This window comes from Polynucleobacter sp. MWH-UH35A (assembly GCF_018687075.1).
In the GTDB taxonomy this organism is placed as follows: Bacteria; Pseudomonadota; Gammaproteobacteria; order Burkholderiales; family Burkholderiaceae; genus Polynucleobacter.
In genome coordinates this window covers 1,568,531-1,581,972 of sequence record NZ_CP061285.1, presented here as the reverse complement: position 1 = coordinate 1,581,972, position 13,442 = coordinate 1,568,531, and the positions used below count along the sequence as shown (strand labels likewise).

The following is a 13,442-nucleotide window of genomic DNA, read 5'->3' as shown; positions in this document are numbered from 1 at the left end:
CGATTTATTTTTGTATTGTTTTTGCAAGATGGAATAAGGCTCAGAATATATAAATTCAAGATTTAAGCAGTCTTTTGATGAGCTTTAATGAATTTGCCTGTTTCTCAATCAAGCCCTCTGCCTCCATCTTGGAAATAGCGCGGTAAAGCGCTTCATGCGTAATTCCAAGTTCTGCTGCAAGAGACTTGTAATCAGATTCCAGCACCAGAGTTCCGTGCTTTCCATTGGTCTCAATGAGATGAATCAATTTACTTTTGACATCTTTTAGCCCAAGTCTTTCTGATTGGGTTCGTAGTCGCATGATTTCTCTGCTTAAGAGCCTGATCCACTTTAGGGAAAATTGCCCATCTTCGAGGGAGCTTCTAAAAGATTTGATTGGCATAGTAATAGCAGTACCAGCATGGGTGGCAATTGCATCACAGTGATATACATCCGTTAGCAAGCTGGCTTCACTGAGAAAGCCCCCTTTGCATCGTTGCAGGACGGTTGACTCTCCTTGAGAGTTGGATCTTCTCAGCACAGCCTCCCCAGACACAATAAAAAACATGTATTCAGGAGCTTTTCCTAGATGAAAAAGGTACTCACCCTTGGCAAAGGGGCGTGCTTTGCATTGACTTAAAAGTACATCTGGTAATAGCTCTTTGAGGGTTTGAGGAATATACAGTTCCATATGATCAGAATCATACGTCTTTTTATGGAGCAGCCCAATAATGAACTTTTACAAAGGAGGGTGTCGTGGAAGCAATCCATTTGAAAGTAACGGGAATGAGTTGTGGCTCATGCGTTAAGCATGTAGAAAAGTCGCTGAGTGCAGTTGCCGGTGTGCAAAAGGTAGTTGTAGATTTATCTGCGGGTACGGCTAGCGTTAGCGGAGATTTTCCAAGTGGTGCAAGTTCTCTGTTGGCCGCCTTGGAGGCGGATGGTTATCCATCAACAATTGATTCGGCAGATGTTGCCTCAAAAGAGCGGGCAAAAGGCGACGGTTGTGGCGGTCAAAGTTGCTGTTGTCATTAATTGAGGGAGTGATGAGATGAAGATGATTAATAAAGTGGTGATTGGCGCTACCCTCGCATTGGGTTTAGTTGCGATAGTTCATGCTCAACAAGGTCCAATGGGCGGCAATGGACCAATGGGGATGATGGGACAAGGTCCGATGAGTAATGGCATGGGTCCAGGGATGATGCGCGGAAAAATGATGCAAGGTCAGATAACGGGCCCCAACTCGCCTATGAAGATAATGCAACAGCTCATGACTCCAGCAGAGCGTTTAGCAATGATGGATAAGATGGCTGATGCAAAGTCATGGGAAGAGCGTCAAGCCATTATGACCACAACACATGCTGAGATGGAAAAACGGGCAAAAGTAAAAGGAATTACCTTGCCGGCAGGACATGGTCCTCAGATGATGCCTGGCAAAAATTGCGGATAACGAGCTTTAAAATGATAAGTACAACTCCACCTTCGGGTAGTTTTGTGTATTAAGGCAATAGGAGATAGCAATGAATATGACTCACTACATGGAGTTATTGGCTGTTAATCAGCCCCGGAACTTAATCATCTTTATGGCAATTCCTGTGATCTTGGCTGAGACTTTAGCGATCACCGAGTTGTATCTACTTTTTACTCGTAAGTTTGATGGCGCGGTCTATTACCTCAATCGCTTTACTGGTATTGCTGTTGGTGTGTATTTTGTTGGCATCATTTATTACATCATGACTAATGCTGTCATTCCCATTACTAAAGCAGGTCAATGGAGGACAGTGATTGATCCGATTGCAGTAGGTAGTTATGTCATTGCAGGTTTGCCGCTCATTTGGATTTCCCTGCAAGAGTTTGGTTTAGTTAATAGAGCATTAGACCAAATGGGCAAGCTCAAAATCCATGCAATCTGCGTAGCCTTGTTTCTGGTCTTTGGTCATATCGCTATGATTGCCGGTATGGTTGACCCAAGTATCTTGGGATACAAAGGCGAAAATGCACATCAAATGCATGGCGAGCAAAGTGGTAAGTCTTTGCAAGGATCGCAAGCCGTTGATGTGGATATGGCGCAGATGCATCAGATGCACATGATGCAATCTGGCATATCCATGCAAGATAATCGTATTGCCGTAGAATTTCCTGCTCCAATGAGAGAGCATATTTTGACAAATATGCGTGATCACTTATTGACGATTTCAAAGATACAAGAAGCAATGGGAAAAAGTCAGTATGACAAGGCGGCTCAACTAGCGGAGGATCGCTTAGGCATGAATGCACTGAAATTGCATGGAGCTTATGAGAACTCTAAGTTCATGCCTAAAGGAATGCAGGAAATTGGATCAACCATGCATCGCAATGCTAGTAAGTTTGCTATTGAAGTCCAAAATACTGCTGCTACTGGCGACCTTAAGCCAGCATTAATCGCCTTGGGAAATACTACTCAAGCTTGCGTTGCTTGTCATGCAGGGTATAGGTTGAAATAGTTTATTGGCATTACTTTAAGTAACGCCTATCTCCACTAAACCTCGCTACGCATTTCACTACGCACCAATACTGACCAACTGTAGACCCCCTGTTTATGGAGTTCTATCCTGGCCTTCTGCTCTCATAAGAAAGAAGCCCTAGGGGTCTAGCAGTAAAGACCTCAGTGATTTCAAGGGGTTAGTGGTGAAAAAGGTGGTTTAAATTCACTACACACCAGGGCATTTTTCATGGTGTGTAGTGTTTAGCGGTTTTATGTGGTTTTTGAAGTTAAGTAGTTAGTAGTAAAAACAAGTTTTAGGGCCTATAGCTCAGTTGGTTAGAGCAGAGGACTTAAGGGTAGTAAACCTAAAGCATTTAAAAGTGTCATGGTTTATTACCAATGGGTTGCATATAAGTAAGTTCACTCTGCTTATATGTAGAACTACTCAAATTCGGGGAAGCCTCTGCGTAACAGCGTGGTAATCCCGAGCCAAGCTAACTAGCAATAGTTAGAAGGTGTAGAGACTGTACGGGTAGGTCGTAAAGACAAGAGACGGTCCAGACTACAAACCGGAAACGGGCAGTGAAAACTGTAGTGGGAAGCATAATCCTTTGGTCCCAGGTTCAAGTCCTGGTGGGCCCACCAGAAACAAAAGCCACTCTTCGGAGTGGCTTTTTATTTCCTGAACTAGCTATTTATGCAAAGACCCAATCCCAAGTATTTTGATGGTGTATTTGATCTATGGCCTTGGGTTTAGCGCATACTTATAAAGTTAATAAAGGACGCACGTGATGAAAGCCCTACTGTTTTTTATTTCGCTAGTTGTTTTTGGATTGGCTCATGCTACAACGCCTCGGGAACTTTTAAAATCATATGAGGTTCAATCGGGAAAAGCATCTGCTAGCAAAGGAGAGCAATTTTTTAATGCAATACATGGAAAAGAGTGGAGTTGCGCTTCTTGTCATGAAAATCCGCCCAATCACGAAACAAAGCATATTGTCACTGGTAAGGCAATTAAGCCTTTGGCGCCATCAGCCAATCCAGCTCGTTTCACGGATGAGGCAAAAGTGGATAAGTGGTTCAAGAGAAACTGCAATGATGTGCTTGGCCGTGAATGCTCTGCTCAAGAAAAAGCAGATGTACTCGCTTGGCTCATGAGTATTAAATAAGACGCCCATGAAAAAACTACTTATTTCCATATTTGCAATTTCGGTAGCGAGCTCAGTGTTTGCGGCAAAGATGCCCATGCCATCCGATATGCCTAAATCGTATGAGGCTGAGTGTGCTAGTTGTCATATGGCCTACCCACCAGGTTTATTGAGCGAGCAAAGTTGGCAAAATGTGATGGGAAGTCTGAGCAAGCACTTTGGTACAAACGCGAGCCTTGATGAAAAAGAAAAAACGGAGATTACTAATTGGCTCAGGAAAAATGCGGCAACTAGACAAAAATACGCTGAGTTAGCTCCAGATAATCGCATTACAAAAACTTCTTGGTTTATTCGTAAGCATGATGAGATCAGGGCTGATGTGTGGAAAAGATCAGGCATTAAAAGCCCCGCCAACTGTGGTGCATGTCATACCAGTGCGGCAGAAGGTATCTTTAGCGAAAAGAATGTTTCCATCCCGAGTAAATGACTAATAAGCAAACTATCTTAGTGTGGGATATGCCCACGCGTGTCTTTCATTGGCTTTTGGTAATTAGCTTTGCCGGCGCTTGGTTTACTTCAGAGAGCGAACGCCTGCAAATGATTCACTATGCATTTGGGTATTCCGCTGTTGCATTGGTTTTGTTTAGGCTGGTGTGGGGTTTTATTGGAACGAAGTATGCTCGTTTTTCTCAGTTTGTTAGAGGTCCCAAAGAGATGGTTGAGCATGCCAAGGGATTATTAAGTGGCCATCAACATGTATCGCCTGGACATAATCCCGTGGGCGGCATCGTCATGGTCGGCCTAATGTTGCTGATTCTTTTGATTGGATTAACGGGCTATTGGGGCGTTAAAGAATTTCTTGGGGACTTCATGAGTGAGGCCCATGAAGCAGTTGCAAGCCTTACACTAGGGCTAGTGATTATTCATATTGCTGCGGCAGTCATCATGAGCCTGCTTCAAAAAGAAAATTTAGTTCAGGCAATGCTAAATGGGAAAAAGCAAGGGCTCCCAGAACAATCAATCAAATTTCCGCAATATTTAATCGGCGGTATGTTAGCACTAGGGTGCTTATATTTCTTTTACCTTGTTGTTAGCGGGTCTTTGCCGGCGCTCACCCAATAGTTGGTGATTCTGCAATCTGAGCTCCTAGAGGCAGGTTCAAGTCCTGGTGGGCCCACCAGAAAAGCAAACCCTCATCAGTAGTGATCAGGGATTTTTCTTTTGATTTGCCGAATTTATTCAAAGAAATCTCGGCATGTACATATGTTGCGGGGATAATTCGTGCTTTCCAGCTAAAAAGTTAGTAATCACTCACAAAACTTTATCTTTTGAAGGGGGAGAAATAGGACTAGAATTATCCTCCCTTGGTTGTCTGGACGAAAGTAAAGCGGCGACCAACTCCGATCAACCATTCAAAGGCTTAAAAGGGTTTGAGTATGCTTTTCAAGAAATCTCAATCAATCAAATTCTTGCAGCCTACTATGGAATCCTTTGAGACGATTGTTGGTCCAGCAACAGAAGTTCATGGGAGATTGGTTGCAAATGAAAGTCTTCGAATCGACGGCAGTGTAATTGGGAATATCGAGGCACGTCAGGGAAAAAACGTCAGTATTGCCCTAGGACGAACTGGGCTAGTGCAGGGTGATATCTATGCATTCCGAGTTTTAGTTGCTGGCAGGGTTGAAGGGAATATTTACGCAACCGAGCGAGTTGAATTGCATGAGGGTGCGGAGGTTCGAGGTGATATCACATACGGTCAGCTAGGTATCGAGCATGGCGCCAAATTAAATGGCTTGATGATCTCAAGGAACGGTGAGGAGCCAGAAGGGGTGGTTGACACATCTGCGGCTGTATTTCATGCAAACTGGGCTAAGATAAAGAATAGATAAATCTTTCGAGTGAACTCTCCTGCATTTTTAGAATAAAAATTTATGGCTTTATTTAATTTAGGATCTACCGCGCCGCAATATATGGAGCAAGCTTTGTTTGATGCAATAGTTTTTCGGTTTTACAGTTTGCGTCATAAATTCGAAGATTTCCAAAGTTTTTGGCATTCAAAAACAGTGGGCTCTGACGGGAGGGAAATTCGGTTAGTAGATAACTTGTATGCTCAAGTTAGCAAATTTCCCAAAGACGAGGCACTGAGATCGCAACTGTCTGAGGCATGTTTGGAGCTTGAGAAGTATTGGAATAAGAAATTTGGCACAAGTCTTGAATCCCTTACTTTATTTGGGGTCGTTAAAACTCAGGCCGAGGAAGTTTTGGCTAAGGCTGAGGCTTTAGCGCAAGAGGCTGGAGCCAAGAATTCTCATGCGCTTGGCAATCCAGAGACTCGGGTGGATTGGTTGATGAGAAATCTATATCAATATGAACAAAAGATTTCGCAATTAAATCCAGTTCGTTTTGATGATTCAACTAAGATCCATTTTTTCTTGGAGGGCTTGAATGAGGCTCTTAGTTCGAGCTTCAAATATAGTGGTAGTGTGCTTAAGGTTTTAGAGCAAGACTCTTACATTCAAAATGAGGATATCACTTGGGGTAGGTGGACATTATTTCGTGATTCCACTGGTTTCTCAGACGTTTGGATTGTTAGAATTGAAAATGGCAGAGCAGTTGTATTCAAAGCCGTACAAAAATTAACTCAGGACACTTATGAGCTTGAGGACACAAGCAGGGGCATTCATTTTGATGCAGAAATTTTTAAGGCAATTGATAAAACTCAGATCGCCGCATTTGAAAACTCAGAATATAACTTGAGTCCCCCAGCATATTTCCAAATGCTTTCTATGCTTAATGTGAGTGGAGAGCCTATTTTTTGAGAAGCGCTAAAAATTGCGCTTCTCTACCCTTCTAATTGATTTACTCGTTTTCTGTAGGGGTGATACCCGAGCCGTATGAAGGGCTTGATGAGTAAGAGGATGGGTGGCTGGATTCTATTACTCGCAACTCCCCGCTCAGTTTTGCGCCTTTTTCCACGCTCATTTCAGCATATTGCGTTAAGCCAGTGATTTTTGCACTCGACTTGATATTGAGGTGATCGGTTACATGCAATCCTTGAGTTACCTCTCCACGAATTTCAACGACTTCCGCATTAATTCTGCCATTCACGATTCCAGTGGCGTCTACCAATACTTCTTTAGTGTTCAACTCACCTTCAACTAATCCGGCGACAACAGCCATTTCTGGAACCTCAAACGTGCCTTTAACCACTACGCCTTCGCCAACAAAAAGAGACCCTTTTGGGTTGTTATCCATGATTATTTTCCTATGTTGATAAATTTGATTCGATCATATCGCATTGCTGCATGTCTCTCGAATATATAATTAATGCACTTTTTTAGTGCATTAATTTTCATTGTTTTGCGGTTTGGTTTTAATCGGGTTGGGAGTGGCCAGTTCAGAAAACTGATCTTTTAGAACGTTTAGCGCACTAATCTTTGACTCTATTACTGGCAGTTGACGCTGGAGAATTTGTAGTTTTTCGCGGTATGTGGCCTCAATCTCATCCAATTCTTTTCGAGTAATCACTCCGCCCATTTCTTTGGTCATTTCCGGGCTAAAGCGGATTGCTACTCGAAAACCCAGAAAATGAATCCCAATACCAAACAAGATAAACACGCTAAATGACAGAATGGCTAACTTAATCACAGTTCTTCCTGTGATTTTGATTTGTTTCATTGTCGAAGTCGAGCCTGAAATCCAAATTAATTGCATTTAAGTAAAGATATTGTGATTGATGGTCGGGGGCGCGTTGGGCGTCGCATGTTATTTTGGACGTTTTTAACTTTTTTGTAAAGTTAGCCCAGTATTTTTATAGGTTTAAGGCCCATTGGTGCTAAGATCACATGAGGAAAATTCAATACAAATAGAGACCAACCCAATTCTGCGCTACTCGGCAGTTTCCCATAAAACACATAATTTATGTCCCAGGTTCGCCCCCCTGAAATTAATGGAATTGCGTTAAAAGTCGCTCGTGAAAATCAGGGGATGGAACGTGCCGAGCTGGCATCTAAATGCTGTCTCTCCACCAAAATGATTATTGAGCTGGAAGAAGGTGGCATTTCTTCTTTCTATAATTTTCAATTAAAGGTCTCTGTTGCAAAAAAGGTTGGCTCTTATTTGGGTTTATCTCCTGAGGTCTATTTGCAGGAATTTAAGTCAGCTGTTGAAGAGGTTCCATCCTCTGCGGTTTTGGATAATGCACCATTGCTAGTAGACGAAAAATTGGCTCTGGAATATACAACCAAATCAGTTGCGGATGACGGTGGGCAGCTTGATGACCTCATTTATGAGAGCACCAACTCTGGCACTTCACTGCCCCATGTGGAATCTCCGGTGCAACGATCAAGGTGGATGAGTGTTCTCCTAGTTGTGTTTGTTGGGGGTGCGACATTCTTTGGTTTAGAAAATTGGTTTCATATTTCTGATCGGGCAATTGATTTTTTGGGGCAAAACAACCAAAAAAAAATGGCACCACCTGAGCCTCCAATGGAGCTTGTTGTGCAAGATGCGAAGCAGATTCAGGGGGATGAGTCTCTCGAAAAAACGGAGCCAAAATCCGATTCTTCGGTGACAACATTCCCTCAAAATCAATGCCCACCCGTTCGTGATGATCAGTTGACGGTTTATAAGTCACCCAATCCATCAAAATTGGGTGATGCTGTCAATATCAAAACTTTAGTGAAGCAAGTAGTGTGTGTGACTGATAGTAATGGCAAGCAAGTTTCGGTTGACCTGGAGTCGAATACAGCGCATTCGTTTAAGGGTGCCCCTCCCTTTATGGTGGCAGCTCAGGATTTAGATAATGTCGAAATGTTTTATCAGGGTTGGAGAGTTAGACCGCCAAATGTTGGCATGAAGCAAATGAAGTTAGTTGAAGTTCCCTTACAGTAGATCAGATTCTCTCATTTCGATAAGGAGGAATTAGCATGTTTGAATTTTCAAAAAAAGGACCAATGGCCGATTCGCAGTTAACATATTTAACTACCATAGGTTCGGGATCAAAAGTTGTCGGAAATTTTACGCACAGAGGAAATATGTTGCTATCTGGGCATCTGGTGGGCGATATTCATCAAGATGAGAATGGTCCTGAAGCGGTCAATGGATACACGGCAGTGATTGGTAAAACTGGATTTTTAGAGGGCGACATTCATAGTGCCCATGCAATTATTATTGGGCGCATTAATGGGTCAGTCCTTGCAAAAGGAAGGGTTGAGGTTTATCCAGGCGCTATAGTTTGCGGCGACATCACGTATTCGCAAATTAACGTTCACCCTGATGCCAGGGTAAATGGCAATCTTAAATGCTTATTGTCAGATTCACTGCACACCACGACTACCCCATCAGATCTTGAGGATTTGGCCAATAATGTTGTGCCATTGACAAAATCTGAGAGTGCTTAAGATTAATTAGTCAGAGGATATTAGGATGGCGCAAATTCCAGAAAACCAGGTGCATCATCTTAAGGGGTCCTTAGAGGAAGATTCTTTTCGCAGCAAAATCCCCTGGCTCTTTCTGGCCGGTTTAATGCCATTAATAGTAGTTGGTGCGCTACTCAATGTTTACTACTATCGCGACCTTCCGAAATGTCAAGACGAAGCCGTTCAGATTCTATTAAATGAAAATATCAGAAGTAATGAGGGGTTAATCCAAAATGCTCGAACACAAGCTTTTGACCAGATTCGAGAACTCTCTCATAGCGATTCTAGCCGATCCTGTGCTGCAACACTGATTACTACGGATGGGAACTACGCTCTTACCTATGTTGTGGTCAACGAAGTAATTGAAAAAAATTGGCTAAGTAAATTTATTGATGCCGTTCAATATTCTGTGGTGATCCAAAAAATTGAACTACTGAAATAATTGGATAAAGAACCATATCTTCTATAGTAGAAACTTTCCAATAATGTAGAGCATTAATGATGAAACTACTATGTATATCGCTGCCTTAGCCAAAGCACGCTCCACCCCTTTTTGAATAATCTTATTTTGAATATTTTCATCGACAACAATATTCTTAATATTCCAAAGATCTTTTCTGATGGTATTAAGGCTTTCATCCGACTTTTTTTCTCTTGCTTGAATCGTGTTGCTGATTTCAGTTAAGCGAGCATTGATCTCTCTTAACTCTGTAATTGCATCGTCTAGATTCCCCATGAACGCTCCAAATCCGATTTGGCTTTATACATTTGCATAGTTTTAACTTTAAGTTTTATTAGTTATATTGGATTATTGCAAATTTCGTGAGTCTTTCATAAATTTCGTACTAGGGCCTTAATTTCAATAGGGCTTGGGATGCCTTGATAATTGCTTTATAGTGTCATTAAATGAATCCAAGCGCTAATTGGATATAGCCGGTAATTAAGATGGATTATTAATACAGATTGGATATCAAGGGTTGATGATAGCGGCCAAAATTAAAACCTTAGCAAAATTAATATTGCAGGGCATCGCCCTGTTGTTGGCCTTATTGGTCTTGATCTACATCGGATTCAAGGTGTGGGCTTATTATTCTTTAGAGGGCAATCGAGCTCAGCAATCGGCCCTTAAGCTCCAGCAGAAGACTAAGTATGATGATCTTACCAAGGATCAATCTTCCTATGTTCCGCTCATGATCGGCACTTCATCCTATGAGTATGCTCTGGATCGAAACCGCAATTTTATTTTTACCTATTTATTATCAGCCGACTACAAGGTATTCCAAGAGGCAATGGAAGATAGCGCTCAAATGGTTTATGTAGGCAAGCAAATTTTAGGGTCTGGATGCAAAAAACAAGCATGTAACGAGCTTGAGGCAGCGTACGTCATTGACGCGGAAACAAGTCAATATTTTGCGGCAATTAGTCAAAATGGTAAGGTTGTTTATTACGGAGTCGAAGACGGAAAGTCGATACCATCAGCTTTTATGAAGTGGCATCCCAATATCGTCGTTGAGGGAAGTAAATGATGAATACTATGTTCAGAGATTCATTGCTATCTTATTTGCCCCGTCTTTTGATTCTATTGAGTGGTTTTATTATTCTTAGTGCACAAGCAAAGTCTGATCATCAAGAAGCAAATCCTTTAAAAGTAGTTAGTACTAAGGCGGGCACCAAGGCTGCTAATGACAAGGATATTGTTCTTCGTAAAAACGCCCAATCTACTCTGTATTTGTTGTCAGGGTGGGGCAAGGCTGAGGAGCCGTATGTCTGGTATACCGTCTCAGCCCATTTTAATGAAGATCAATTGGCGCCAAATGGTAAGTTGTTTAATCTTTTTAGCCTTAGTGGCGCTCAAGATTGCAAAGAAAATCAATTTTTCTTTTACCGTGCTTCTTACATGTATTTTGATCCCAAAACCAAAGCGTTAGGTGAAGTATTTTTTAATAAGAGTAAATCTAGTGTCATGCCTATCAATCCAGACACGATTGAGTCGAGTGTCAAATCCATTATCTGTAATTAAATGGCGGATCACCAGGCTAGGCCATCTCGCGCGATCGAGCAATTCATATCTCTATTTAAGCAGATGCAAGGGTTGACTCAAGAGCTTAGGAGTCAGGATGCCATCGCATTGATTCAGGCGGATCCACATTTATCGCAGCTTCAAAGGCATGTTTTTAATGAGCTGATTTGCGATCAAGCATCCTCATTTTCTCTTGCGCGTGATGAGTTAACTGGCCTTTTGTTGAGGTCAAGTTTACTAGAGTGTTTAAATAAAGCTTTGGTTGATATCTATCTGCGAGGTAATTATTTAGCGGTATGTTTTATTGACTTAGATGGTTTTAAGGAAATTAATGACCAACATGGACATCTTGTTGGTGACCAGGCATTAAGGTTGGTTAGCGTGTGTTTGAAAAACTCAATCCGCTCTGAAGACTTGTTGTGCCGTTGGGGTGGCGATGAGTTTGTCGTGGTTTTGCAAGATATTACTCAAAAAGATTTTGTTTTAGGCTTAGCAAATCGACTGCTCAATGCAATCACAAGCCCATTGAGGCTAAGTGCTGATGATCCCCTTACTCTTTTCTTGGGCGCAAGTATAGGAGTTTCTATGGTTGAACCTAGAAATTTCCATCAACGTAAAGATGCGCTTACCCTCATTGAATCTGCTGACGAAGCGATGTACTCGGCTAAGCAGGCAGGTAAAAATCAAATTCAGTTTGCAGCATTGTAATAAAAGGGTAATCTAGAAACTTATTGCTTACGTAGATGTACGGGTGGTATGCGAAGAATTTCGCGATATTTAGCTACGGTCCGCCGTGCAATGTTATAGCCTTGTTCGCCCAATAGTTGAGCGATTTGCGTATCAGAAATGGGTTTATTTGGCGACTCTTCCCCAACAATTTTTTTGATTAATGCTTGTATAGCTGTGGAAGAGATGCCGCTACCATTTTCAGAGCTCACTTGACTGCTAAAAAAATACTTAAACTCAAAAATTCCGAGTGGACAGGCTAAATATTTCTGTGTAGTTACTCTGGAAATAGTGGATTCATGCATTTCTAACTCTTCAGCGATCTCTCGAAGAACCAATGGCCTCATGCCAATTGCTCCGATAGAAAAAAATTGTTGTTGTCTTGAAACAATTGATTGCGCAACTCTTAATATAGTTTCTTCGCGTTGAGTAATGTTTTTGACTAACCAGCTAGCCTCTATCATCTTTTGCTTGAGAGCGCCGTCAATCTTTCTCTGACCATTCTCTCTTAAGATCTTGGCATATTCATTGTTTAATGAGAGTCGAGGTTTTGCATTGGGATTAGACTCTGCAACCCAGAGTTTATTTTTTTGTTTGACAACAACGTCTGGAAGAATCCATTGGTCGTTCTCTCGTTCAAATTGTGATCCGGGATTGTGTTGCAGGGTGCGGATTAGATTTACTGCTTTGAGAACGGCGACCTCGGTCTTGCCGCTCGCCTGTCTAATTTTTTGCCAATCTTTTGTTCCTACTTTGCTTAGGTGAGAGATTGCAATTTCCTTGGCTAGCTCCCAGTATTCTCGATCGGTATCTATGTTTTCAAGAACGCGGTTAATCTGGAGTGAAATACATTCCGCAAGATTGCGCGCTCCAACTCCTGGCGGATCAAGTGACTGTAATTTTGTAAGAGCCTTTTCAAGGCGCCCAAATGAATCAGCGGTCGATAATTGTGTCTCTATATCTGTGTGTATTGTTTGTAGGTCCTCAGGCAAGTAGCCGCGCTCATCAAGACACCCAGCGAGATAGGCAACAATCGATTGCTCCTCTGCGTCGATATTTAAAAGATGGATTTGCTCTTCAAGGTATTCCAATAAAGTTTGTTTATGAGCAATGCGCTCGTACTGTTCACCCCAATCTTCATCATCTTCTTGAGAAATGCGATGATTTGATGCCCAAGGACTTTGATTAAGCTCAAGGCGCTCACTAGTTTGGGTCATGTTCGATTCAATTTCAGGGTTTGGCTCAAATTCGAGTAGGGGATTTTCTTCGGCCTCTTTGGCTAACTCCTGCTCTAGCTCTGTATTAGAAAGCTGTAAAAGCTTGATCGACTGCTGTAGCTGTGGCGTAAGACTAACTGTCTGGCTAATTCTAGTATTGAGTGAAATGGCCATTTACTTAGTGACAGGTGATGATTTCGGAGGGGGAAGCCTAAATTTCATTAGCTTAGTGTAATTGCCTGTTTATGGAATGGAAGGCTTGGTCCATGGACTTTGAGGGTAAATTTATCAACTGGGGTTTCCGGTTCCGATTGGGCAAGTTGACCATATATTTTTTAAAAGCGGTTTTCATTAATTTGAGAAAGGTTTCATCGGATATTTTATAAAAAATTCTTAATTAAATCATATGCTTATGAAAAATTGTCTTATTTATGGCAACATATCCTTTGATCTCAGTTAATCACTTTT

General features: G+C 41.9%; 19 protein-coding genes. 14 read left to right on the top strand and 5 right to left on the bottom strand.

Translation table 11 applies throughout. From position 1 onward, the window contains the following. Positions 1-55: 55 nt before the first annotated feature. Positions 56-670: a Crp/Fnr family transcriptional regulator gene (locus ICV36_RS08295; protein WP_215400235.1), complete on the bottom strand. Its 615-nt coding sequence runs from the start codon at positions 668-670 to the stop codon at positions 56-58. 65 nt (positions 671-735) lie between these two features. Here ICV36_RS08295 and ICV36_RS08290 point away from each other — a divergent pair, with 65 nt between their 5' ends. The 8 genes from ICV36_RS08290 (at position 736) to ICV36_RS08255 (ending at position 6,410) form a co-directional block, all read left to right on the top strand. Then, positions 736-1,014, top strand: coding sequence for a heavy-metal-associated domain-containing protein (locus ICV36_RS08290; protein WP_215400234.1), 279 nt, complete (start codon positions 736-738; stop codon positions 1,012-1,014). A 16-nt stretch (positions 1,015-1,030) separates the two neighbouring features. Next, on the top strand, positions 1,031-1,429 hold the full coding sequence (locus ICV36_RS08285) for a hypothetical protein (RefSeq protein ID WP_215400233.1): 399 nt from the start codon (positions 1,031-1,033) through the stop codon (positions 1,427-1,429). A gap of 70 nt (positions 1,430-1,499) precedes the next feature. Next, positions 1,500-2,462, top strand: a complete 963-nt coding sequence (locus ICV36_RS08280) for a DUF6803 family protein (RefSeq protein ID WP_215400232.1) — start codon at positions 1,500-1,502, stop codon at positions 2,460-2,462. Between the two features lie 772 nt (positions 2,463-3,234). After that, positions 3,235-3,612, top strand: a complete 378-nt coding sequence (locus tag ICV36_RS08275) for a DUF1924 domain-containing protein (protein WP_215400231.1) — start codon at positions 3,235-3,237, stop codon at positions 3,610-3,612. 7 nt (positions 3,613-3,619) lie between these two features. Then, entirely contained in the window at positions 3,620-4,078 is a 459-nt protein-coding gene (locus ICV36_RS08270; RefSeq protein ID WP_251374976.1) for a diheme cytochrome c, read from the top strand. Then, positions 4,075-4,713 (top strand): cytochrome b/b6 domain-containing protein, encoded by a 639-nt coding sequence (locus ICV36_RS08265; RefSeq protein ID WP_215400230.1) that lies wholly within the window; start codon positions 4,075-4,077, stop codon positions 4,711-4,713. The genes ICV36_RS08270 and ICV36_RS08265 overlap by 4 nt, the downstream gene beginning before the upstream one ends. Before the next feature lie 314 nt (positions 4,714-5,027). Further along, complete coding sequence (locus ICV36_RS08260; protein WP_215400229.1) at positions 5,028-5,480, top strand: polymer-forming cytoskeletal protein; 453 nt, start codon at positions 5,028-5,030, stop codon at positions 5,478-5,480. 42 nt (positions 5,481-5,522) lie between these two features. Next, complete coding sequence (locus tag ICV36_RS08255) at positions 5,523-6,410, top strand: hypothetical protein (protein ID WP_215400228.1); 888 nt, start codon at positions 5,523-5,525, stop codon at positions 6,408-6,410. 40 nt (positions 6,411-6,450) lie between these two features. Here the strand turns inward: ICV36_RS08255 and ICV36_RS08250 are convergent, their stop codons facing one another. Further along, the gene (locus ICV36_RS08250; protein ID WP_215400227.1) at positions 6,451-6,846 is read right to left on the bottom strand and encodes a polymer-forming cytoskeletal protein; all 396 of its coding nucleotides are present in this window, start codon (positions 6,844-6,846) and stop codon (positions 6,451-6,453) included. 90 nt (positions 6,847-6,936) lie between these two features. After that, positions 6,937-7,269 carry a hypothetical protein gene (locus ICV36_RS08245; protein ID WP_215400226.1) on the bottom strand — a complete coding sequence of 111 codons (333 nt, stop codon included), beginning with the start codon at positions 7,267-7,269 and terminating at the stop codon, positions 6,937-6,939. Between the two features lie 243 nt (positions 7,270-7,512). Here ICV36_RS08245 and ICV36_RS08240 point away from each other — a divergent pair, with 243 nt between their 5' ends. From ICV36_RS08240 to ICV36_RS08230, 3 genes are read left to right on the top strand one after another with little or no spacing between them, the layout of a single operon-like run. Then, positions 7,513-8,484 (top strand): helix-turn-helix transcriptional regulator, encoded by a 972-nt coding sequence (locus ICV36_RS08240; protein ID WP_215400225.1) that lies wholly within the window; start codon positions 7,513-7,515, stop codon positions 8,482-8,484. 35 nt (positions 8,485-8,519) lie between these two features. After that, positions 8,520-8,993 (top strand): polymer-forming cytoskeletal protein, encoded by a 474-nt coding sequence (locus tag ICV36_RS08235; RefSeq protein WP_215400224.1) that lies wholly within the window; start codon positions 8,520-8,522, stop codon positions 8,991-8,993. Between the two features lie 25 nt (positions 8,994-9,018). Next, on the top strand, positions 9,019-9,453 hold the full coding sequence (locus ICV36_RS08230) for a hypothetical protein (protein ID WP_215400223.1): 435 nt from the start codon (positions 9,019-9,021) through the stop codon (positions 9,451-9,453). A 21-nt stretch (positions 9,454-9,474) separates the two neighbouring features. Here ICV36_RS08230 and ICV36_RS08225 read toward each other — a convergent pair whose 3' ends face one another. Next, positions 9,475-9,747: a hypothetical protein gene (locus tag ICV36_RS08225; protein ID WP_215400222.1), complete on the bottom strand. Its 273-nt coding sequence runs from the start codon at positions 9,745-9,747 to the stop codon at positions 9,475-9,477. A gap of 244 nt (positions 9,748-9,991) precedes the next feature. Here ICV36_RS08225 and ICV36_RS08220 point away from each other — a divergent pair, with 244 nt between their 5' ends. From ICV36_RS08220 to ICV36_RS08210, 3 genes are read left to right on the top strand one after another with little or no spacing between them, the layout of a single operon-like run. Beyond that, positions 9,992-10,537, top strand: a complete 546-nt coding sequence (locus ICV36_RS08220) for a hypothetical protein (protein WP_215400221.1) — start codon at positions 9,992-9,994, stop codon at positions 10,535-10,537. Then, on the top strand, positions 10,534-11,031 hold the full coding sequence (locus ICV36_RS08215; RefSeq protein ID WP_215400220.1) for a hypothetical protein: 498 nt from the start codon (positions 10,534-10,536) through the stop codon (positions 11,029-11,031). Before ICV36_RS08220 ends, ICV36_RS08215 begins: the two co-directional genes overlap by 4 nt. Further along, the gene (locus tag ICV36_RS08210) at positions 11,032-11,739 is read left to right on the top strand and encodes a GGDEF domain-containing protein (RefSeq protein WP_215400219.1); all 708 of its coding nucleotides are present in this window, start codon (positions 11,032-11,034) and stop codon (positions 11,737-11,739) included. 20 nt (positions 11,740-11,759) lie between these two features. Here ICV36_RS08210 and rpoN read toward each other — a convergent pair whose 3' ends face one another. Further along, positions 11,760-13,148, bottom strand: coding sequence for an RNA polymerase factor sigma-54 (rpoN, locus tag ICV36_RS08205; protein WP_215400218.1), 1,389 nt, complete (start codon positions 13,146-13,148; stop codon positions 11,760-11,762). Positions 13,149-13,442: the final 294 nt, after the last annotated feature.